The following is a 21,247-nucleotide window of genomic DNA, read 5'->3' on the forward strand; positions in this document are numbered from 1 at the left end:
GGAGTCACATGAAACGTCTGCGCACCCTCGCGCCCCTCGCGGCCGCCGTGCTCGCCCTCACCGGCTGCGCCATGGCCGGCACGGCGGGCGGCTCCCAGGCGACCCTGGACCCGTCCGCGAAGCCGTCCGGCAGCATCACGGTCTGGTCCTGGGACGCCGCGGCGACCGCCCTCAAGCGCCTGGCCACGCAATACCAGTCGTCCCATCCCGGCACCACGGTGAAGGTCGTCGACGTCGGCTACGACAACGCATACGACAAGCTGTCCGTCGGCCTCCAGGCCGGAACCGGGCTGCCGGACGTTGTGACGATGGAGACCGACCACACCCCCGGCTACCTCAGCCAGTTCCCCAAAGGGTTCGCCGACCTCACGCCGGTCGTCGGCTCGCGCAAGGCCGACTTCGACCCGTCGAAGTGGGCGGCGTCGGTCGATGCCTCGGGCGCTATCCGCGCCGTCCCGTGGGACTCCGGAACGGTCGGCCTGTTCTACCGCTCCGACTACCTGCAGGCGGCGGGCGTCGATCCGGCCGACCTTGGAACGTGGGACAAGCTCGTCTCGGCGGGCGAGCGCATCAAGGCAGCCACCGGCCACACCCTGGTCACGACGGATGTCTCCACCGGCGGCCTGTTCCAGATGCTCCTCCAGCAGCAGGGGCAGGGCCTCTTCGACGCCAAGGGACGCATCACTGTCTCCTCCCCGGAAGCCGTCGACGCCCTGAGCCTCGAGAAGGAGCTCAACGACAGAGGCCTGCTGAAGAACGTGAAGGGCTGGGACGCGCGGGTGACGAGCGCCAAGAACGGTGACTCGGCTGTCACGCCGGAGGCCGTCTGGTGGATCGCCACCCTCACGGGCGAAGCGCCAGAGCTCAGCGGGAAGTACGGCGTCGCGGAGCTGCCCGCGTTCAGCGCGGGCAGCGCGCGCACCTCCAACAGCGGAGGGTCGGAGCTGGCGGTCCCGGCCCAGGCCAAGAACCCGCAGCTCGCGGCGTCGTTCGTCGCGTTCGCGCTGGCGGACAGGGCGAACCAGGTCTCGATGATGAAGAAGGACGGCCTGTTCCCGTCGTATCTCCCTGCGCTGAAGGACCAGCTGTTCCGCGCACCGGACCCGTACTTCGGCGGCCAGAAGGTGTACGCGCTCTTCGCCGACCAGACGGCGAAGATCCCGCCGATCGCCTATACCTCCGACAACGCGAAGGCCACCGACATCGTCGGCGCCGCCGTGTCCGCCTCGGTGCTCGGCGGCAAGGACCCGCGAGCGGCGCTGCAGGATGCAGCGAAGCAGATCGCGACGGCCACCGGCCGCGACATCGCGCGCTGAGATGGCTGCCGTAGACATCGTCACCCGGAGTGGGGAGGCGCGACGGGCGCCCACCCGCGCCCGGTCGCTGCAGCGCAGGCTGCAGCGACCGGGCGCGTGGTTCGCGCTCCCCGCCGCCGTGCTGTTCGCCGTCTTCTTCGCGTATCCGCTTGTCATCTCGCTGTGGCAGAGCTTCTTCAGCACCCGGGGCGGGGAGCTGCGGTGGGTGGGCCTCGACCAGTACCTGCGGCTGTTCCAGGATCCGCTGGTCGCGACCAGCCTCGGCAACGCGTTTCTCATCCTCGTGATCCAGGTGCCGGTGATGATCGGCGTCGCTCTGGGCCTCGCGTACGTGCTCAACCAGACCTGGCTGCGGTTCCGCTCCGGCTTCCGGCTGCTGTACTTCCTGCCCGCCGTCACCACCCTGGTCGCGTACTCCGTCGTCTTCCGGGTGCTGCTGGCGACGGACGGCGGCGCGGTCAACCAGCTGCTCGGCCTGGTCGGAGTCGCGCCGGTCGACTGGCTCGACAGCGAGCTGTGGGCGCGGGTCGCGCTCATCGCGTCCATCACCTGGCGCTGGACCGGCTACAACATGGTCATCCTGCTCGCGGGCCTGCAGAGCATCCCGGCCGAACAATACGAGGCTGCGCGCATCGATGGCGCCGGTCGCTGGGCGACCTTCGCCCGTGTCGTCGTCCCGCAGCTGCGTCCGGCAATCGTGTTCACCACCGTGACCTCGACGATCGGCGCGCTTCAGCTGTTCGACGAGAACGTGATCCTCACCGGGGGCGGCCCCAACAATGCCACGCTGACCCCCGTGCTCTACCTGTACAAGGTCGGCTTCCAGCAGTTCGAGCCGGGATACGCCTCCGCCATCGCCTGGGTGCTCGTGCTGCTCACCGGCGTCATCTCGATCATCCAGTTCCGTCTGCTCCGGGAGAAGAAGTGATGCGCGCTCTCCGCCACGCCCCCGCTTACGTGCTCCTCGCCGCCGGCGCCGTGATCAGCGTCGTGCCGTTCCTCTGGATGCTCACCGCGTCGACGCACACTACTGCCGACCTGTTCGCGCGGCCGTTGCCGATCCTGCCCGGAGGGGAGTTCTGGCGTAATCTCGGGCGGCTGCAGGAGCAGACAGGCTTCGCCCAGGTGATGCTCAACAGCGTCCTGATCGCCGTGATCTACACGGTGTTCAGTTCGGCGGTCAGCGTGCTCGCCGGCTACGGGCTGGCCAAGTTCCGGTTCCGGGGTCGCGGGGTGATGCTCGCGGTGGTGCTCGGCACCATGATGATCCCGATGCAGGTGCTCCTGGTGCCGCTGTTCCAGATGATGGCGAGCGCCGGGTGGATAGACACGTACCAGGCGGTGATCCTCCCGTTCCTCGCCAACGCGTTCGGGATCTTCCTGATGCGGCAAGCGTTCCTCGACTTCCCCGACACGATCGTGGAGGCGGCAAGGATCGATGGAGCAGGCGAGCTCCGCACCTTCTACCGTGTCGTGCTCCCGGTCGCACGCCCGCAGCTGGCGGCACTCCTCATCTATACGTTCGTCAGCCAGTGGAACGCCTTCATCTGGCCGCTCCTGATGTTGAACACCGAGGACAAGTACACGATCCCGGTCGCCCTCAACACCATGATCGGCCTCTCCCGCGTCGACTACTCCGGCCTGATGCTGGGCTCGCTGCTTGCGACGCTGCCCCTGCTGCTGCTGTTCCTGGTGTTCCAGCGCCAGTTCGTCTCCGGCCTGCTCGGAGGCGCGGTCAAGGGCTGAGTGGTCTCGTCCCGCTTGCCGAGGGTGGGGGAGCGGCTGCTAGCTCAGCCGTTCCCACTTGATACCGGCATCGGCCAGCAGGCGGCGCATGCCGTTGGTCCAGTTCTCGGCGAGTGCGGCCTTCGCTGCGGCGACGTCCCGGTGGATCAGGTGCTGCGCGATCGCCGAGTGCTCCTCGGCGGAGCGCTCCACCAGCACATCATCTCCGACCAGAAGGGACTCGTAGCGGTGGATGGCGCTGCGCACCTGCGTGATCTGCTCCAGCAGCTTGCGGTTGGGGCAGGCGCTCAGCATGAGGTTGTGCCACTCGTCGTCTTTGCGGTTGACGACCGCGTGCTCGGCCACGTCGTCGGAGAAGGCCGCGGCGAGCGACGCAAGACGCTCGCCGATCACGGCGAGCTCGTCGACCGGCGTCAGGTCGAGGCCGAGGCCTTCGAGGGTGACGATGATCGGGCAGAGCTCCTCGAACTCCTGCGCGCTGAGCGGCACGAAGCGGAAACCCTTGCCGTTCTCGCTCTCGATCTGGCCTTCGCTCTCGAGCGCGATCAGCGCCTCCCGGAGCGGCGTGCGGCTGACGCCGAGCTCGGCGGCGAGCTGCACTTCGTTGATGCTCTCGCCGGGACGAACTTCGCCGGCCCGCATGCGCGCGATCAGTTCTTCGCGCACCTGGGAACGCAGGTTCTTGCGCTCAATCGTCATATCGGATCCCTCCAGCCTGCCGGGCCACGCCAGCTTAGGGGTTGACCCGTCGCGGCGAACGCCATAGCGTTACTGTATACAGAATACAGTCGACACGAGCTGGAAGACAACCGTGTCGACCCCCGAATCCGACTGATCCAGGAGACCGATGACGATCCCCGTGCCGCGCAGCATCCGGCCACCGCGCGCCATCCGACTCGACGCACTCGCCTACGGCGGCGACTACAACCCCGACCAGTGGCCCGAGGAGGTCTGGGCGGAGGATGTGCGCCTCATGGTCGAGGCGGGCGTCAATCTGGTCACGCTCCCAGTGTTCTCCTGGCCGCTACTGGAGCCGGAGCCGGGCGTCTGGGACTTCGCGGGCCTCGATCGGATCATCGATCTGCTCTGGCAGAACGGCATCAAAGTCGACCTGGCCACGGCGACGGCGACGCCGCCCGCCTGGCTGGTGCGCGCGCATCCCGAGGTCCTGCCGTGGAACGCGTCCGGTGTGCGGCTGGAGTTCGGGTCGCGGCAGTCGTACTGCCCGAGTTCCCCGGTGTTCCGGGAGGCGGCACTGCGCCTGACGAGGGCCCTGGCCGATCGCTATCGCGAGCATCCGGCGCTGGCGCTCTGGCACGTCTCCAACGAGTACGGCGACCACGTCTCCCGCTGTTGGTGCCCGGAGTCGGCGCGGCACTTCCGGCGCTGGCTGCAGTCCCGCTATGGCGACATCGCCGGTCTCAACGAGGCCTGGGGCACCAGCTGCTGGGGCCAGAACTACCTGAGCTTCGACCAGATCGAGCCCCCGCGCAGTGCGACGGGTCCGATCAACCCGGCCGAGCTCGTCGACTTCGACCGTTTCTCCTCCGACGCCCTGCTCGAGCTGTTCCAGTCCGAGGTGGATGTGCTGCGCGAGATCACGCCGGAGGTCGCCGTGACCACCAACTTCATGAGCCTGTTCCGTGAGCTCGACTACTGGGACTTCGCAGCGGCCGAGGATCTGGTGACAGACGACGCCTACCCGGACCCCGCCGATCCACTCGCCCACGTCGGCGCCGCCCTCAACTACGGGCTGATGCGCAGCCTGAAGGAAGGGAGGCCGTGGCTGCTGCTGGAGCAGGCGCCCAGCGCGGTCAGCTGGCGGGAGGTCAACGTCCCGAAAGCACCGGGACAGATGCGCCTCGGCAGTCTGCAGGCGGTCGCGCACGGTTCCGACGGCGTGATGTTCTTCCAGTGGCGCCAGGCGAAGTTCGGCCCGGAGAAGTTCCACTCCGCGATGCTCGGCCACCGCGGAGAGCGCAGCAGGACGTTCCGCGAGACGAAGGCGCTCGGTGCCGAGCTGAAGCGGCTGGAGTCCGTGCGCGGCACGCGGGTGCGCTCATCCGTCGCGCTCGTCGCCGACTGGGACGCCTGGTGGGGCGTCACCCAGACCGAGTCGATGCCGTCGCAACGCCTCGACTGGCTGACCGAGGCACGGGCGTGGCACGCCGCCGCGTTCGCGCTCGGGCAGCCGGTGGATGTGGCTCGGGCGGGCGGGCCGTTCGGCGACCACCGCGTGGTGCTCGTCCCCAACCTGTACGCGGCGACCGGAGAGCAGGCGGAGGCGCTCACCGCCTTCGTGGCGGACGGCGGTCAGCTCGTCGTCGGTCCGTTCTCCGGCGTCGTCGACCACCGCGAGCAGATCCACGCGGGCGGGGCGCCGGGTCCCCTGCGTGACCTGCTCGGTGTGGAGGTCGACGAGTGGTGGCCCGTGCCGGACGGCGGACACCGCACGGTGGAACTCGGCGGCCGGGTCCACTCCACGCGGATCTGGGGCGAATGGATCGATGCAGACGAGGGCACGGACGTGCTGGCCCGCTTCGCCGACGGTGAGCTGGCCGGGATGCCCGCCCTCACCCGGCGCGCCCTCGGCAGCGGCGCCGCTTGGTATCTGGCGGCCGGTCTGGACGAGGAGGGGATGCGCGCGGTGCTCTCCGCGGTCTTCGCCGCTGCCGACCTCCCGGCCCGCGCTCCCGACACCGCCCTCGAGGTCGTCACCCGCACCGACGGCACCACCGACTTCACCTTCGTGCTCAACCACGGCCGCGACGCGCGTACCGCGCCGCGCATCCCCGGCGGCACTGACCTGCTGACAGGCGCGGACGCCGGCACAGGGCTGCCGCTCGACGCGTTCGGCGTCGCCGTGATCGAGCATCCTGCACAGCACGCGAACGAGAGGCAAGCATGACCGACCCCTTCATCCACCCCTACATCCCGAACACGGCGCCCGCGTCGCGCCAGGCGATGCTGGACGCGGTGGGCGCCGCGAGCGTGGACGAGTTCTACGCCGACGTGCCCGCCGACCTGCGTCTCGGCCGCGACCTCGACCTGCCGGAGCCGCTCGTCGCCGAGCAGGACCTCGTCCGGCACGTCGGCGGGCTGCTGCGCCGCAACCGCGCGGCCGACCCTGGCCGCCTGTTCCTGGGTGCCGGCACGTACCTGCACGCGGTTCCCGCCGTTGTGGACGAGGTCATCAACCGCAGCGAGTTCCTCACGGCATACGCGGGCGAGCCGTACGAGGACCACGGCCGCTTCCAGGCCCTGTTCGAGTATCAGTCGCTGATGGGCGAGCTGCTCAACCTCGATGTGGTCAACGTGCCGACCTACGACGGCTACCAGGCCGCCTCCACTTCGCTCGCGATGGCGACCCGGGCGACCGGCCGCCGCGGAGTCGTGCTGGTGAGCGACGCGCATCCGGACAAGCTGTCGAAGGTGCGCGACTACGTGCTCCCGATCGCCGACCTGATCGTCGTTCCGACCGTCGGCGGGGAGGCCGACCTGGATGCGGCACTCACGCACATCGGTCCGGACACGGCCGCCATCTGGGTCGAATCGCCGAGCTTCCACGGCGCGCTTGAGACGCGTCTCCCGCAGCTTGCGGACGCGGCGCACCGCGTGGGTGCGCTCCTGGTGGTCGGCACGGACCCGATCACGCTCGGTGTCATCGCGTCGCCCGCGGACCTCGGCGCGGACATCGTGCACGGCGACATCCAGTCGCTCGGCCTGCACCCGTGGTTCGGTGGAGCGCACGCCGGCTTCATCGCCGTCGACGACGACCCGCGGCTCGTGATGGAGATGCCCTCCCGGCTGTTCGGCCTGGCCTCGACCGACGTCCCCGGCGAGTACGGCTTCGGTGACGTCGCCTACGACCGCACCTCGTTCGCTGTGCGCGAGGAAGGCAAGGAGTGGGTGGGAACGGCCGCGGCCCTCTGGGGCATCGCCGCAGGCGTCTACCTCTCTCTGATGGGACCGCAGGGCATGGTCGAGCTCGGAGAGACCCTCCTCGCCCGCACCGCGTACGCCCGGCAGGTGCTGACCGCGCTGCCCGGCGTGCTGGACGCGGATGACGCCGTCCACTTCCGCGAGTTCGTGCTCGACCTCTCGGCCGCCGCGCTCACCGCGCCCGCGCTGGTGACCCAGCTGCGCGCCGCCGGCTTCGAGCCGGGCCTCGCGCTCGACGACGACCGTCTGCTCGTGTGCGTCACCGAGCAGAACACCCAGACCGACATCGACGAGCTCGCCGCCGCCTTCGCCGCGGCGCTCGCGGACGCTGACAAGGAGAAGACCGCGTGAGTCTGCCGATCGCCCCCAAGCCCGCACTCCGGCGGTTCCACCAGGCCAGGTGGGATGAGCCGATCGTGTTCGAGTTGCACGCCCCCGGCGAGCGTGGCGTGCTCCCGTCGCGCGCCGAGGAGCGCCTGAGCGCGGCCGTCGGTGACGTCGTCGCCGCGCTGCCCGCCTCCCTGCGCCGCCCCGAGCCGCCCGCGCTGCCCGAGATCGGCCAGATGCGCGTGCTCAAGCATTTCCTGCGGTTGAGCCAGGAGAACCTGGGCGCCGACCTCAACGTCGACGTGGGCCAGGGCACCTGCACCATGAAGTACGCGCCGAAGGTCAACGAGACCATCGTCCGCTCGCCCGACCTCTCCGAGCTGCACCCGCTGCAGGACCAAGCGTCGGCGCAGGGAGTCCTGGAGATCATCTGGCGTACCGAGCGGATGCTCGCCGAGATCTCCGGCATGAGCCGCGTATCGCTGCAGACCGGGGGCGGTTCGGAGGCGATCTGGGCCAACATCTCGATGATCCGCGCGTACCACGCCTCCCGCGGGGAGGGCGAGCAGCGCGACGAGGTGATCACGACGATCTTCTCTCACCCATCGAACGCGGCCGCCGCTAAGATGGCCGGCTACAAGGTCATCACGATCTTCCCCGACGCCGACGGCTACCCGGACGTAGAGGCCCTCCGTGCGGCCATCTCGCCGCGCACCGCGGCCATCATGGTCACGAATCCGGAAGATACGGGCATCTACAACCCGCACATCCGCGAGTGGGTGGATCTGGCGCACTCGGTCGGCGCGCTGGCGTCGTACGACCAGGCGAACGCGAACGGCATCCTCGGCATCACCCGTGCCCGCGACGCCGGGTTCGACGTGTGCCACTTCAACCTGCACAAGACATTCGGCACGCCGCACGGCTGCGGCGGACCGGGCTCCGGAGCGAACGCGGTGTCGGAGGAGCTGGCGCCCTTCCTGCCGGGCCCGGTGGTCGAGAAGGTCGACGACCGGTACGTGCTCGACGCCGACCGGGCGCAGTCGATCGGCTCCGTCGCGCCGTTCTACGGTGTCGTGCCGAACATCGTCCGCACCTACGCGTGGATCCGCGCGCTCGGCGCCCCCGGGCTGCGGGCGGTCGCCGAGACCGCCGTGCTGAACAACAACTACCTGATGAAACGCATCCTGGAGATCCCCGGCGCGAGCGCGCCGTATGCGACAGGACGCCGCCGCATCGAGCAAGTGCGCTACTCGTGGCAGGAACTGTTCGAGGAGACCGGCATCAGTTCGGAAGAGATCGGCATCCGCGCGGCGGACTTCGGGATGCACTACTGGACCAGCCACCACCCGTACGTGGTGCCGCAGCCGTTCACGCTGGAGCCGACCGAGTCGTACTCGATGGCCGAGCTGGACGAGTACGCGTCCGTACTGGCCGAGGTGGCGCGCGAGGCCCGGGAGCAGCCCGAGGTCGTGCGGTCAGCGCCGCACAACCAGACCGTGCACCACACCCACCACGACGACCTCGACGACCCCGATCGCTGGGCGGTGACCTGGCGCGCCTACCAGCGCAAGTATTTCGGCGCCACGGCCGCGGCCTCCGCGTCGGACGAGGAAGCCGCGTGACCTCCCGCACCACCCGTCGCGCGGTGGCGAGTTGCCGCCGCTCCGCCGAAAGGGGAGCAGCGACTCACCACCCGGCTCGCGGAGTGCTGGTCTCGTGACGCTGGGGCTCGTGGTCAACCCGTTCGCGGGCGTCGGTGGTCCGGCCGGCCTCGCCGGGAGCGACGGGCTTGACGTGCAGCGTGAAGCGCTCCGCCGGGGCTCCCGCGCCCGGGCGGGGGAACGCGCGACCGAGGCGCTTCGCGTTCTGGCCGCCGCGTATCCTGCGGCTGAGGTGCTCACGGCCGCAGGGCCGATGGGGGAGGACGCCGTCGCCGCCGCGGGCCTGACCCCGCGTGTCGTGTACGCGCCGGCCACGCCGTCCAGCCCCGACGACACGGCCCGGGCCGCGGCGGAGCTCCGCGCGGCGGGCGCCTCGCTCGTGCTCTTCGCCGGCGGCGACGGCACCGCTCGCGATATCGCCAGGGGCGTGGCGGCCGGCACACCCGTGCTCGGTATCCCGGCGGGCGTCAAGATGTACTCGGCATGCTTCGCCGTCGGTGCCGCCGCGGCCGGCGCGCTCGTCGCAGACTGGGAGGCCGGTCGCAACGTGTCCACCGGCGAGGCCGAGGTCCTCGACCTCGACGAGGCCCTGCTGCGCGCCGGCCGTCCGGAGCCGCGCCTGTTCGCGCTGGTCCCGGTTCCGGCCGCGGCCGGCCGGACCCAGGCGCGCAAGGCCGCGACACCCGCGAGCGAACGGGATGCCGTTCAGCGCGCCGCCGCCGGCGCCGCCTCCCGCATGCTCCCCGGCGTGCGCTACCTGCTCGGCCCGGGCGGAACGACCCGCGAGGTCGGCCGTCGCCTGTGCCTGGACACGAGTCCGCTCGGCGTCGACGTCATCCAGGATGGGCGGCTGCTCGAGCGCGACGTCACCGAGCAGGAGGCCCTGGCCGCCGTCGCCGGGCATCCGGCGCAGGCCGTCGTCACCATCATCGGCGGGCAGGGCTTCCTGCTCGGACGAGGCAACCAACAGCTTTCTGCGCGCGTGCTGACGCAGCTGGGGCAGCATCCCCTGCTCGTCGTCGCCACCGAGCAGAAGCTGATCGACCTCGCCGGCCGACCTCTCCTGGTCGACACCGGCGACCCCGCGCTCGACGCACGGCTGGCCGGCCACATCCCCGTGGTCACCGGCCCCGCAACGGCGAGCATCTACCCTGTCAGTGCCGTCGCGACCGCGGCGGCCCCCACCGAAGGAGCATCCGAATGCGTCTAGCCGGCAAATCCGCCATCGTCACCGGAGGGGCGGGCGGCATCGGTCGCGCCACCTCCCTCGCCTTCGCCGCCGAGGGCGCACGAGTCGCGGTCGTCGACCTGCAGCAGGAAGCGGCGGAGGCCGTCGCCGCCGAGATCCGGGCGGCAGGCGGCGAGGCCATCGCCATCGGTGCCGATGTGTCGTCCGAGCCGGAGGTCGAGGCCGCGGTCGCCGCCGTCGTGAAGGCCTTCGGCGGCATCGATGTCACGTTCAACAACGCGGGCATCATCCGTCGCACCACCGCGGTGGAGACGACGGTCGAGGAGTGGGACCGCGTGTTCGGCGTGAACGTGCGCGGCATCTTCCTGATGTGCAAGCACGTCGTGCCGCTGATGGCGGCGGCGGGCAAGGGCTCCATCATCAACACCGGAAGCGGCTGGGGCCTGAAGGGAGGCGGCCAGGCCATCTCGTACTGCGCGTCGAAGGGCGCCGTCGTCAACATGACCCGAGCGCTCGCCATCGACCACGGTCCGCAGGGCATCCGCGTGAACTCCGTCAACCCGGGCGACGTGGACACCGGGATGCTGCGCGACGAGGCCCGCCAGCTCGGCCAGGAAACAGGCTCGTTCCTCGCGGAGGCCGCCGACCGGCCGCTGAGCCGCATGGGCCAGCCGAGCGAGATCGCCGCGGCCGTCGTGTGGCTGGCCAGCGACGAGGCCTCTTACGTGACCGGCGCGGCCCTGGTGGTCGACGGCGGCGGCATCGCCTGACCGCGGTACCGCGTGGCGGGCGGGCGATCGGCCTCGCGCGCAAGAGATCGCTCACGGATTCGCTGCCAGCGCCAGAGCGGAGAGCCGGCCGTCGAGTACGCCGGCCTCAGTTCTTGGTTCTGAAAGAGATGTCGGACTGTTTGGCCCAGTGGACCGCGGCTGCGCGGGAGTTCACGCCGAGCTTGCGGTAGAGGTCCTGCATCGCAGATTTTAGAGTGTTGGGGCTGATGTAGAGTTCAGCGGCGATCTGTTGGATCGAGAGACCGCTGCTGAGCAGTTCGAGGACGGTGCGTTCGCGGTTGGTCAGTTTCGGCACGGCAATGTCCTCGCCGACGGTGAGCGGTTTGCCGTGGATCGGCTCTCCTGCTTGCTCGGCAATGGTGGCGAGGGTGCGCGCAGGGACGAAGGTGTACGCGCTGAAGATCCGCTCCTGCTGGATGATCACGTTCGCTGCGCGGAACGAGTCGGCCGCGGTGGGGAAGTGTCCGAGCTCGTGATGGGATGCCGATGCCACCAATAGAGCGGGCGCCTCGACTCGGGGAGCGGCGGTCAGTTTCCTGGCTTCTTCGCTGCTGGCGAGAGCATCGGTGAACCGGCCCTCAAAGTACGCATGCGACGCCTCCAGCAGAGGGTCAAGAGCTGTCCCGGTCGGGATGAGAGCGATCTCGTCACGCAGTCGCGGCCTTGCCCGGGCGAGCCGGGCGCGCGCGGCTTTGACGTAGCGGGCGTCGGCGCCGCCGAGGTGTACTTCGGGGTGCCGCTCGAGCTCGCGCTCGAGGCGGGCGTCGACGGAGGACGCCCCGGGTTTGCCGTGCGCGAGTAGCGCGGACACCCAGAGGGCGGCCGCCCATTGCTCACCGAGGGGGAGGCCGAGCGCCCGGCCGAGGTCGACGTGTGCAGTGGGATCTTGCCTGTCCTGCTTGAGCAAGGCTGAGGTGAGGAACAGAATCACGTCGTAGCGGCCGTTGGTCGCCGGTTCGGCCTGCGCTCGAGCGAGCCACAGGTCTGCGTCATTGAGGCGACCGCGGTCGGCGTGCATCCAGGCGATATGGCCGGCGGCGCGGCGGGCTATCACCGGCTGCCGGGTGAGGCGGGCAAGATCGTAGGCCTCCTCGTACTCAGCAAGAGCGCCGGATGCTTGGGCGGCGTCCAGCGTGCGACCCCACTGGAAGCGAAGGTGGGGGAGCGATCCCACGAACTCGCCCCGGTCAGCCGACGAGATCTTGCCCAGGACCGCTTTGGCCTCCAACGCGGTTCGCCGCGCCTCCTCAAGCCTGCCCGCGGTCCGGTCGCCGGCGGCTTTGCCTGTAAGGAGTATGAGGGTGTCGAGGTTGGCTGAAGCTTCCGGGTCAGGGTTCGGCGTGAGCCGGCCGTCGTGGAAGAATCTGCGCGGCTCCCCGTCGATGACGACGTGCTGCAGATAGTTTGCGGCAACGCTCAGGCTCGGCATGTTGACGAACGCTTCCCCGGGAAGAGCTTTCAGAGCGGCAAGCAGATACTTCGGGGCAACACTGGCGAACGCGTCCCAGTGGCTTTCGATCACCGAGTTCGCCGCTTCCCAGCCGTCACGGGCGGCCGTATCCGCTACGAGCACCGGTAGATCGAACGGCCGCACCCGCGGGTCGACCGTTGCCGGGTTCGCGTCTCCGGACTGCTCGTCAGAGGTCATCGTTCACTCACCGGAACAAGCTTGCCAGCTTTACCAACGACTCAGATTTCCTGCGATAGAAGGGGGCAACTCCATACCCGTGTCACCCGATCGAGGGGGGCGCGGGCCCCCAGGTTGTCCTGCGCCCGGCTCCACGAGCGTACCCCGTTTGGGGGTAGTAAGTGATGGAGTTTCCCGGGTTCCAGGGTGGACTTTCCCTCTTCGTCCTGACATCGGCGTGTCGTGGCCGATTAGCTGAGTTCTGAATTGGGGAGCGCTGTCCCCTTTGGATATTCGGGGAGGTCTCTGTGGGGACGCACAAAATGGATGCACAGATCGGCACGGGTCTGTCGCCTCGCCGGCGACGTCTGAAGCGGCACAGGAAGCGGACCCGTGTCATGGTGCACCGCTTCACCGCCGGCCTTTCCGGCGTGCTGCTGGCCGTGACCGGCTTGTCCTTCGCAGCACCGGCTCTCGCAGCGCCGGTGTATGAGATCACCGCCAAGTGGGCAGATGGGTCCCCGACGACGGTGAAGTCGGGTGATGTCCTCACCGCCGAATGGCGAGTGAACGTCAACGACGACGCGGCCGCCCCGGCGAACGACCCGGTCGACAATGTGAACTTCACTCTGACGATCGCCAACGGCACGTTCGAGGAACTCCCGGCTTCCTGTCTGACCACGGGTGTCACCCCAGTGTCGAGCATCTCTGCCGACAAGCAGACCATGATCTGCAACCTCGGCACAAAGGACGAGGGCACCTCCCATGTGATCCAGACTCCGATCCGTGCCGATGGCAACACCGGTTCACAGATCACCGGAACCGGCACGATCCAGGGTGACAGCGCCGACCTTCCGCCGATCGACATCAAGAACACCTTCGGCATGGACATCCGCTGGGGCGTCGCCACCAGCACGTACAGCTTGCAGGGCTACCCGGCGAGCCCGACGGTCGACCTCGACCTTGAGTGGACGCTGAGCAAGGACAAGCGCAGCGCCGATGGCCCGCAGACGGTCACGTACGACCTGACCACCAGCGGACCCTTCTCGAGCATCTCGGTCGGCGCTCAGGGCTGCACTCCCTTCACTACCGGGGTTGCGAACGGCCACCCCTGGTCGGGAGGAAGCCACCCGGCGGACTCGATGGTCCAGCCGGTCACTACCTGCACCATTCAGAAGCTCAGTGCGAACACCTTCCGTCTGACCCTGACGGGCATCAACTACAACCCGGCCACCCCTGCGACGAAGGACTCGACCGGAGGCGGTCTTCCTGCGGACCAGGTTGCCCTGGCGAGCGGCTCGATCTGGCTGCACCTTGTCCCCACCACCGCCGGGTCGATCACCCTGCAGTCCTCCGCGCCGACGTATACGTCTGCGGCAGGTACGGACACCGCTCAGGACGACCCGTCCAACAACTCGGTGAGCAAGACGTGGTTCTACCCGGGCACGTTCACCGACCCGTGGAACCGGGCTTACACCGGGTCGGGCGGCACCAACTACGACAACACCTATGTCGTCTCGCCGGGCACCACCATCGAGCAGGGCCTGGTGACCGGGCTGCCCGGCTTCGACCGTGCCGACACTCTGGGCATCGGGATGTGCGCCCCGATCGACACCAAGTACCTCACGTTCAAGGACATCGTCGCGCCGAGGGCTTGGCCGGGTTCGGTGATCTCCTACTACGTCGGAAACGACCCCACGGTCAACCCGGCAAGCGCTTCCTACGACCCGCAGGCCTTCCCGAACTGTGGCGGGACGACAGGGTGGGCCACCACACCTCCGGCTGATCCGAGTACGGTCAAGGCCGTTCGCGTGACCATGACCCAGGGTCAGGCCGAGTCGTGGGGCGTCGTCAACGCCGGCTGGCAGGTCCACTCCGTGGTCAAGGACGATGTTCCGGTCGGTCAGGACATCTGGGACTTCATGCTCACCACTTCGGACGGCACCACCTGGTCGAACACCGGCAGCGGCTCGTGCGCCACGCCCACCCCGGGCCTGCGCTACCCGTGCACGGTAGGGGCCGCCCGTGACCTGGTACGTATCGTCGCTGCGACGCCGTACATCGAGAAGACCGCAGACCGTGGGGCGGTGAACCCTGGACAGGCCGCCGGATTCTCGCTCACCTACTCGGCGAACGTGCCCTCTAACCTTCCGGCTTCGGTCGACGGGTACCAGATCGTGGACACGCTTCCGGTCGGGATGACGTATATCGAGGGGTCGGCTACTCCCGCCCCGGCGGTGTCGACAAACGGGTCCGGCCAGCAGGTGCTGACCTGGGTGATCGATGGTGTGACGACGAATGTCGAGCACGCGCTGACCTACCAGGCTGTCGCGGCCCCCACCGTCGCGCCCGGCACTGTGCTGCAGAACTCCGCAGTGGCGACGGTCTCCGGGACCACGTCCAGGCCGGCCACGGCTCAGGTGACGGTTGCGGCGAATGGTTACACGTCGATCGGTAAGGCGGCGGACACGCCCTTCATCCCGAACGTCAATGGGGATGGCAAGGGCGACGGTTCCTGGACGGTCACGCTCCGGTCCTTCGATCCGACGGCTCAGACCTTCACGGACACGATCGACATCCTCCCGTACAACGGCGATGACCGGGGAACCAGCTACTCGGGCAGCTACGCGCTGACCGGTGTCACCCCGGCCGCAGGCTCGACGGTGTACTACACCACGGCCGACCCGGCCACCCTGTCGGATGACCCGGCCGATCCCTCCAACGGCGCCGCCGGCGACCCGGCCGGCAACAGTGTGGGATGGAGCACGACCTTCACCGCCAACGCCACCGCTGTCCGCGTCGTCGGCCCGGCACTGGCTCCTGGGGCTACTCAGAAGTTCACGGTGAAGATCGCCACGGACGGGGTCAAGGGCGGTGACCTGCTGGTCAACCGGGCTCAGGCTCGTGCTGAGCACTCCGAACTGGTCATGCGCACCTCGGCACCGATCTCGGTCGCCAACTACTACTCGGCGTCGCTGAAGAAGTACGTGCAGGGCCTGGATGGGACGTGGCATGACGCCAACACCGTCGATGACTACCCCTCGTTCAAGGTCGGGGACACGATCAAGTACCGGATCGTGGTGGAGAACACCGGCCAGGGCACGCTGACGAACATCGTCGTCTCCGACGACAAGCAGCCGCAGCTCGGCTCCTTCACGATCGACTCGCTGGCACCCGGGGCGACCCAGACGCACGAGTACCAGATCGTCGCCACCGGCGGTGAGGGCGTGAACACGGCCTGTGCTGCCGCTGACGTCCCCGCCGATTCCGGGATCACGCCCACGATCAACTGCGACCCGGCTGGCGTCGACGTCGTGGACTACAGCGTGGTCAAGTCGTCCGACCCGGCCTCCGGCTCCACGGTCAAGCCCGGCCAGGTGATCAACTACACGATCACCGTCACGCAGAAGGGCACGGTTCCCGCCGACGCTGAATTGCACGACGCGCTGGCCGGTGTGACCGACGATGCCACCTACAACAACGACCTCGCTGCCGATCTCGGCACGGCGACGCTGAACGGCGACATCATCGACTGGTCGGGGACGGTTCCGGTCGGGGGAGTGGCGAAGATCACCTACTCCGTCACGGTGAAGGACGCGGCCGCGCTCGGAGATTCGAAGCTCGACAACGTCGTGACCTCCCCGGGATGTGTGCTGCAGTCCGACTGCGAGACCACCCACCCGGTGGGTGACTACACCTACTCGAAGACCTCCGACCCGGCTCCCGGGACGGCGGTCACGGTCGGCCAGATCATCACCTACACGGTGAACGTGAACCAGGTCGGCGCTGTCGAGCAGAAGGATGTCACCGTCACCGATGACCTCTCCGACGTGCTCGACGACTCCACGTGGGTCGGCAACGAGAAGGCCGACTCCGGCACCGTGACCCGTTCCGGGAACACGCTGACCTGGAATGGCGACCTCGCGATCGGCCAGACCGTGTCGATCACCTACTCGGTGAAAGTCATCCACGGCAGCGGGAACCTGACGGTGAACAACCAGGTCGAGTCCCCAGGCGGCACCTGCGTGCCGGCACCGGACCAGAACCCGGACTGCCGCACCGTGCACCCGATCGGGGACTTCGAGTACTCCAAGATGTCGAACCCGAAGTCGCCGTCGAGCGTGAAGATCGGTGACACCATCACCTACACGGTGACCGCCACCCAGTTCGGGCCGGCCGCGTTCCCTGGCGCCTCTCTGGTCGACGACCTCAGCGGTGTGCTCGATGACGCCACCTACAACGAGGACGCTCAGGCCACGGCCGGCACCGTCGTCCGGGACGGCAACTCGCTGACCTGGACCGGTGACCTGGGGGTCGGCCAGACGGTGACGATCACCTACTCGGTGACCGTGGTCGGCGGTGGTGACACCACCATCCGCAACGCCGTCACCTCACCAGGCGGAGGCGGTGTGTGCGTGCCGGCACCGGATGGTACGCCGAACTGCGAAACGATCCACAAGTACGGTGGCTACACCTACTCGAAGACGTCGAACCCGAAGACCAACACGGAAGTGAAGGTCGGAGACCGCATCGACTACACCGTCACCGTCACCCAGACCGGTGAAGGCCCCACCCACGGCACCGTGGTCGATGACCTCTCCAAGGTCCTCGATGACGCATCGTGGGTCGGAAACGAGAAGGCCACGGCAGGCACCGTCGTCCGCGACGGCGACAGGCTGACCTGGAGCGGGGATCTCGGAGTCAAGCAGGTGGTCACGATCACCTACTCGGTGACCGTGAACGGCAACGGGGACAAGAAGATCCTCAATGTCGTCACCAGCCCGGACAAGACCGCGGCCTGCGTGCCTGCGGCCGATCAGAACCCGGACTGCACCACCAACCACCACGTCGACCCGCCGGCTCCCGGGCTGGCCTCCACCGGTAGCGACATCGCCGGCTGGCTGCTCCTGGCACTGGCTCTGCTCGGCGGCGGATTCGGCGCTCTGATCATCCGACGACGCCGCGCTGCGGAGTAACCGGAAAACACGATGAGGTGGGCCAGTGGAGACTCCGCTGGCCCACCGAGTTGTTCGCGGAGAGGACGATGAGCTCAGGCTCTCCTCTCCGAGCGGGATGTTGAGGCGTGACCGAGAACTGGGCGCGATGTCACCTCGGGAACGCACGTCATAACTGTTCCCGCTCACAGTGTTGAAGCGTCATCTCGAGCGGCTCTTCTCCAGGGGCGTAAGACTCGATCGTCCAAGCGCCCACAAGTTCAGCGTCTGACAAGGCCACCACCGCTCCGTCGGTGTGTGTAAACAGGCCCGTAGCTCGAATGGCCTCCCACGCGCAACGCGCGTCCGAAAGGCATTCATAGACGCCAAACGACATCTGCATGTCCATCGCATAACTCCACAGGACGTGGACCCGGCAACTGGGGCTCATACTTAATCGCTACCACGTGACGCCACGCAGGCCTAAAAGACATGGACCTCATACTCACTCGCGCGAAGAGCGACTACCGGAGAACAGTTCGTCCGTCTTCCCCGGCGCGATGACCTGTTAGTGCGTCGGTCGAGTCGGAGTATTTCAGCAGCAGGCGGATGAGCTCGACTCGCTCGTGCGGATCCCAGTCTGCGGTGATTTGCTCGAATGCTTGGCGGTACTGCCGACGGAAGACTTCGCGCATCGCCTCCCCGGCGTCGGTCAGGGTCAGGCAGACGCGACGACCGTCGCTTTGGGATGCCACACGGCGAACGAGCCCCTCATCGATGCAGTCGGACACCATCCTGCTTCCGACGGAGGGACTCACACCGAGTTGCTCGGCGACTTCCCCGACCGTGATAGTGCCATGAGACTCGTCGATCAGGTTGATCACCAGGTTCCGAGTGCCGTCCTTCGGCGTCACAGCCGGCTCGACCGCGGCTTGCTGGGTCCTGCGCCGCAACCGCGAGAATGCGATGCCGACGGCGTCAAGCAGCGAGTCGTCGTCCTTCTCGAGCGCGGCCATAGAGCCACAATAGGCGCAAACGTGTGCAACTTGCAACTATGTTCATGAATGCATATAGTTGCGTCTACGAACACGAAGGAGACATCATGATCACCGCTATCAGCAATGCGCGGATCTTCGACGGCGAGGCGGTTCTCGACGAGCGCCTCGTTGTCATCGACGGTCCGCTCATCACCAGCATCGGTGGCGACATCCCGCCTGGCGCAGAGGTGATCGATGCTGAAGGACAGACGCTCCTGCCCGGGCTCATCGACAGTCACGTCCACACGTCCAGATCAGCTCTCGCGATGGCGTTGCAGTTCGGCGTGACGACGGAGCTCGAGATGCAGGGGGCGTCCAACCGTGATCGCACCGAGATCGCGGAGGACGATTCGGTTGCCGACGTCCGCTCGGCGGGTTTCGGTCTGACCCCGCCCGGCGGGCACCCCAGCGAACTGTTCGGTGACCGCCGTCCCGATCACGACGGCAGCACGGTTGACGACGCGGCCGACCACGATGAGGCAGCATCCATCGTGATGCCCTTCGTCACCACCCCGGAGGAGGCGGTGGCGTCCATTCCTCTGTTGGTCGAGACCGGGTCCGACTACATCAAGTTCATGATCGATGATGGTTCGGTCGAGGGGCACCCCGGCTTGCCCATGCTCACGGCTCCGACCGTAGCCGCCGGCGTGGCCGAAGCGCACAGGCTCGGGATGCTCACCGTTGCGCACGCGCTCACAATCGACGCCACGAAGACCGCCGTCGAGAGCGGCATCGACGGACTGGCCCATCTCTTCATGGATCGCCCGCACACTCCCGCAATCATCGACCTCATCGCGGAAAGCGGCGCATTCGTCGTGCCCTGCGTCGTACTGAACGCATCGATGATGGGAATCAGCGCAGCCGAATTCGCAGCCGACCCCCGCGTGGATCGCCGAATCGATGACGCGTGGCGTGCAACGTTACGTGGCAGTTTCGACCGATACCACGAGGGCGATCTCGATGCCGTGCTCGCGTCCGTCCTGGCACTTCACGCGGCGGGCGTCGATCTCTTGGTCGGCACGGATGTTTCGGTGCCGTTCCCCAGCTTCGGCGGGTTGGCACACGGTGCGAGCGTTCACCACGAACTCCAGATGTTCGTGCGCGCCGGCCTCGAACCGATCGCGGCGCTCAGGGCGGCGACCTCGACTCCGGCGAGACGCTTCGGCCTCAGCGACCGCGGTCGCGTCGCCGTGGGCATGAGAGCGGACCTGCTCCTGGTTGACGGAAATCCGACGGAGACCATCGGTGACACGCTCAACATCCGCGCGGTCTGGCGACGCGGAACCATGCATGCCGGTGACTGACGCACGCAGGCGTGGTGCCGTTCGGTGTTGACGGTGGCCGAACCGACGGCACTCACGCCAACGAAAAACCCCCGGATTCCGCAAGGGACCGGGGGTTTTCTGTGGTGGCTCCGACCGGCGTCGATCCGGTGACCTTTCGATTTTCAGTCGAAACTGGGGCATCTCCCAGAGCATGTTTCGGTGACAGATCGTTGATTTTCCGCGGAAGTAAATGCTCTGTCATCACGTTGATTCGCATTGAATCTCAGGCGCTTGTAGTCAAAATGTAGTCAAGCGGGCACACGCGCCACGACCCGGGGCGAGTTGCTGGCGCGCTCGCTACGGCCGGGCTCTAAGCGGGCCCCGTGACACCGGGCTCCCTAGCGGACCGAGCGCGCTCTCGAGAGCAAGCAGCTCGAGCCTCGACAATGGTTCCGCTGATGCCGCTAGGTCGACTCGCCTGGAATGACCCGGAGGTCGATGTCGGAGACGGATGGAACGCTTTCCTCACCCAGAGCGCTGAGGGCGGTCGCCATGCTCATCTGTGCGACGGCGGCCAGGTCGTACCCCACGGTCGTCAGTGGAGGATCGGTCACCTGGGACAAGGGCGTGTTGTCCATGCCGATCAGTCCGAGATCCTCGGGCACCCGCCAGCTACGCTTCCTGGCCGCCGTGAGCAGGGTGATGGCGACGTCGTCGTTGTAGCAGGCGACACCGTATCCGACCTCGAGCTGGTCGAGGGCTGACGCCGCGTCGTTTCGATCGATCCCCAGGCCGACGACCGTCGGGGCAGGGAGGCCGGATTCCTCGCACACGTCTGCGACGGCGGTCTCACGGTCGTCGCCGTACGGATCCTGGCGGGCGTCGCGAAGGTGGGCGAACGCGAGGCGCGTGTAGCCGCGGGCCACCAGATGCTCGGCCTGGATGCGACCGATCTGGTAGTTCAGGTTCCCGCCTGTCGTGGTGTCGAATCCGGGGACGCCGCGCTCGGTCAGCACCTCGCGCTCGGCGTCGGTGAACGGCTGAAGCGAGAGGACGGCTCGAGGTTGCATGCCGGCGAGGATTCGGTCGAGGGATGCGGTGGACTGCGTGGACAGGCGGAGTACGAGGGTCAGGCCCTTCTGCGCCAGCAGCTCGGTGGTCGTGTCGAAGATGTTCTGGAGGTTGCCGCCGAACGTGGTGTTCGGGACGAGAGCGATGATGAAGTCGCTGGAGCCCTTGCGAAGCATCCTCCCGACCGCCGACGGTTCGTAGCCGAGTTCCCGCGCCGCACGTAGGACGCGCTCAGCGGTCTCTGGGGCGAATCGGTGGGAGTGACCGTTGAGGACCTGGCTCACTGTCGCTCGCGACAGGCCGGCGTGCCGAGCGACGTCCGCGCTGGTAGCCGTCATTCC

The 21,247-nt window shown here is 67.9% G+C and carries 14 protein-coding genes; 10 read left to right on the forward strand and 4 right to left on the reverse strand.

Annotation, left to right across the window (positions count from 1 at the left end; all coding sequences use genetic code 11):
• Window positions 1–8 precede the first annotated feature (8 nt).
• From AB4Z18_RS01940 to AB4Z18_RS01950, 3 genes are read left to right on the forward strand one after another with little or no spacing between them, the layout of a single operon-like run.
• The gene (locus AB4Z18_RS01940; protein ID WP_441781020.1) at window positions 9–1,316 is read left to right on the forward strand and encodes an ABC transporter substrate-binding protein; all 1,308 of its coding nucleotides are present in this window, start codon (window positions 9–11) and stop codon (window positions 1,314–1,316) included.
• A gap of 1 nt (window position 1,317) precedes the next feature.
• On the forward strand, window positions 1,318–2,244 hold the full coding sequence (locus AB4Z18_RS01945) for a carbohydrate ABC transporter permease (RefSeq protein WP_441781021.1): 927 nt from the start codon (window positions 1,318–1,320) through the stop codon (window positions 2,242–2,244).
• On the forward strand, window positions 2,244–3,062 hold the full coding sequence (locus AB4Z18_RS01950) for a carbohydrate ABC transporter permease (protein ID WP_441781022.1): 819 nt from the start codon (window positions 2,244–2,246) through the stop codon (window positions 3,060–3,062). The genes AB4Z18_RS01945 and AB4Z18_RS01950 overlap by 1 nt, the downstream gene beginning before the upstream one ends.
• Before the next feature lie 39 nt (window positions 3,063–3,101).
• Here AB4Z18_RS01950 and AB4Z18_RS01955 read toward each other — a convergent pair whose 3' ends face one another.
• Entirely contained in the window at window positions 3,102–3,761 is a 660-nt protein-coding gene (locus AB4Z18_RS01955) for a GntR family transcriptional regulator (RefSeq protein WP_441781023.1), read from the reverse strand.
• 148 nt (window positions 3,762–3,909) lie between these two features.
• Between AB4Z18_RS01955 and AB4Z18_RS01960 the strand changes: the two genes are divergently transcribed.
• The 5 genes from AB4Z18_RS01960 to AB4Z18_RS01980 all read left to right on the forward strand — a co-directional run bounded on the left by AB4Z18_RS01960 (window position 3,910) and on the right by AB4Z18_RS01980 (window position 10,951).
• Window positions 3,910–5,970 (forward strand): beta-galactosidase, encoded by a 2,061-nt coding sequence (locus AB4Z18_RS01960; RefSeq protein WP_441781024.1) that lies wholly within the window; start codon window positions 3,910–3,912, stop codon window positions 5,968–5,970.
• Window positions 5,967–7,355, forward strand: a complete 1,389-nt coding sequence (gcvPA, locus tag AB4Z18_RS01965; protein WP_441781025.1) for an aminomethyl-transferring glycine dehydrogenase subunit GcvPA — start codon at window positions 5,967–5,969, stop codon at window positions 7,353–7,355. Before AB4Z18_RS01960 ends, gcvPA begins: the two co-directional genes overlap by 4 nt.
• The gene (gcvPB, locus tag AB4Z18_RS01970) at window positions 7,352–8,953 is read left to right on the forward strand and encodes an aminomethyl-transferring glycine dehydrogenase subunit GcvPB (RefSeq protein ID WP_441781026.1); all 1,602 of its coding nucleotides are present in this window, start codon (window positions 7,352–7,354) and stop codon (window positions 8,951–8,953) included. Before gcvPA ends, gcvPB begins: the two co-directional genes overlap by 4 nt.
• A 94-nt stretch (window positions 8,954–9,047) precedes the next feature.
• Window positions 9,048–10,202: an ATP-NAD kinase family protein gene (locus tag AB4Z18_RS01975; protein ID WP_441781027.1), complete on the forward strand. Its 1,155-nt coding sequence runs from the start codon at window positions 9,048–9,050 to the stop codon at window positions 10,200–10,202.
• Window positions 10,193–10,951 carry an SDR family NAD(P)-dependent oxidoreductase gene (locus AB4Z18_RS01980; protein ID WP_441781028.1) on the forward strand — a complete coding sequence of 253 codons (759 nt, stop codon included), beginning with the start codon at window positions 10,193–10,195 and terminating at the stop codon, window positions 10,949–10,951. Before AB4Z18_RS01975 ends, AB4Z18_RS01980 begins: the two co-directional genes overlap by 10 nt.
• A gap of 106 nt (window positions 10,952–11,057) precedes the next feature.
• Here the strand turns inward: AB4Z18_RS01980 and AB4Z18_RS01985 are convergent, their stop codons facing one another.
• A complete protein-coding gene (locus AB4Z18_RS01985) occupies window positions 11,058–12,620 on the reverse strand; it encodes a response regulator transcription factor (protein WP_441781029.1) in 1,563 nt (520 codons plus the stop codon).
• Window positions 12,621–12,922: 302 nt separating this feature from the next.
• Here AB4Z18_RS01985 and AB4Z18_RS01990 point away from each other — a divergent pair, with 302 nt between their 5' ends.
• On the forward strand, window positions 12,923–17,575 hold the full coding sequence (locus AB4Z18_RS01990) for a DUF7927 domain-containing protein (protein WP_441781030.1): 4,653 nt from the start codon (window positions 12,923–12,925) through the stop codon (window positions 17,573–17,575).
• A 482-nt stretch (window positions 17,576–18,057) separates the two neighbouring features.
• On the opposite strand, the gene AB4Z18_RS01995 is transcribed toward AB4Z18_RS01990, so the two are convergent.
• Window positions 18,058–18,549, reverse strand: a complete 492-nt coding sequence (locus tag AB4Z18_RS01995) for a MarR family winged helix-turn-helix transcriptional regulator (protein ID WP_441781031.1) — start codon at window positions 18,547–18,549, stop codon at window positions 18,058–18,060.
• A 38-nt stretch (window positions 18,550–18,587) separates the two neighbouring features.
• Here AB4Z18_RS01995 and AB4Z18_RS02000 point away from each other — a divergent pair, with 38 nt between their 5' ends.
• On the forward strand, window positions 18,588–19,874 hold the full coding sequence (locus tag AB4Z18_RS02000; protein WP_441781032.1) for an amidohydrolase family protein: 1,287 nt from the start codon (window positions 18,588–18,590) through the stop codon (window positions 19,872–19,874).
• 425 nt (window positions 19,875–20,299) lie between these two features.
• On the opposite strand, the gene AB4Z18_RS02005 is transcribed toward AB4Z18_RS02000, so the two are convergent.
• Entirely contained in the window at window positions 20,300–21,244 is a 945-nt protein-coding gene (locus AB4Z18_RS02005; protein WP_441781033.1) for a LacI family DNA-binding transcriptional regulator, read from the reverse strand.
• Between the last annotated feature and the right edge of the window lie 3 nt (window positions 21,245–21,247).

The organism is Leifsonia sp. 2TAF2 (assembly GCF_052115085.1).
Taxonomy (GTDB): domain Bacteria; phylum Actinomycetota; class Actinomycetes; order Actinomycetales; family Microbacteriaceae; genus Leifsonia.

Bases quoted from the DNA above. Each gene is read 5' to 3' on its own strand.
- AB4Z18_RS01940 (WP_441781020.1), top strand. From the start codon at position 9: ATGAAACGTCTGCGCACCCTCGCGCCCCTCGCGGCCGCCGTGCTCGCC.
- AB4Z18_RS01945 (WP_441781021.1), top strand. From the start codon at position 1,318: ATGGCTGCCGTAGACATCGTCACCCGGAGTGGGGAGGCGCGACGGGCG.
- AB4Z18_RS01950 (WP_441781022.1), top strand. From the start codon at position 2,244: ATGCGCGCTCTCCGCCACGCCCCCGCTTACGTGCTCCTCGCCGCCGGC.
- AB4Z18_RS01955 (WP_441781023.1), bottom strand. From the start codon at position 3,761: ATGACGATTGAGCGCAAGAACCTGCGTTCCCAGGTGCGCGAAGAACTG.
- AB4Z18_RS01960 (WP_441781024.1), top strand. From the start codon at position 3,910: ATGACGATCCCCGTGCCGCGCAGCATCCGGCCACCGCGCGCCATCCGA.
- gcvPA (WP_441781025.1), top strand. From the start codon at position 5,967: ATGACCGACCCCTTCATCCACCCCTACATCCCGAACACGGCGCCCGCG.
- AB4Z18_RS01980 (WP_441781028.1), top strand. From the start codon at position 10,193: ATGCGTCTAGCCGGCAAATCCGCCATCGTCACCGGAGGGGCGGGCGGC.
- AB4Z18_RS01985 (WP_441781029.1), bottom strand. From the start codon at position 12,620: ATGACCTCTGACGAGCAGTCCGGAGACGCGAACCCGGCAACGGTCGAC.
- AB4Z18_RS01990 (WP_441781030.1), top strand. From the start codon at position 12,923: ATGGATGCACAGATCGGCACGGGTCTGTCGCCTCGCCGGCGACGTCTG.
- AB4Z18_RS01995 (WP_441781031.1), bottom strand. From the start codon at position 18,549: ATGGCCGCGCTCGAGAAGGACGACGACTCGCTGCTTGACGCCGTCGGC.
- AB4Z18_RS02000 (WP_441781032.1), top strand. From the start codon at position 18,588: ATGTTCATGAATGCATATAGTTGCGTCTACGAACACGAAGGAGACATC.
- AB4Z18_RS02005 (WP_441781033.1), bottom strand. From the start codon at position 21,244: ATGACGGCTACCAGCGCGGACGTCGCTCGGCACGCCGGCCTGTCGCGA.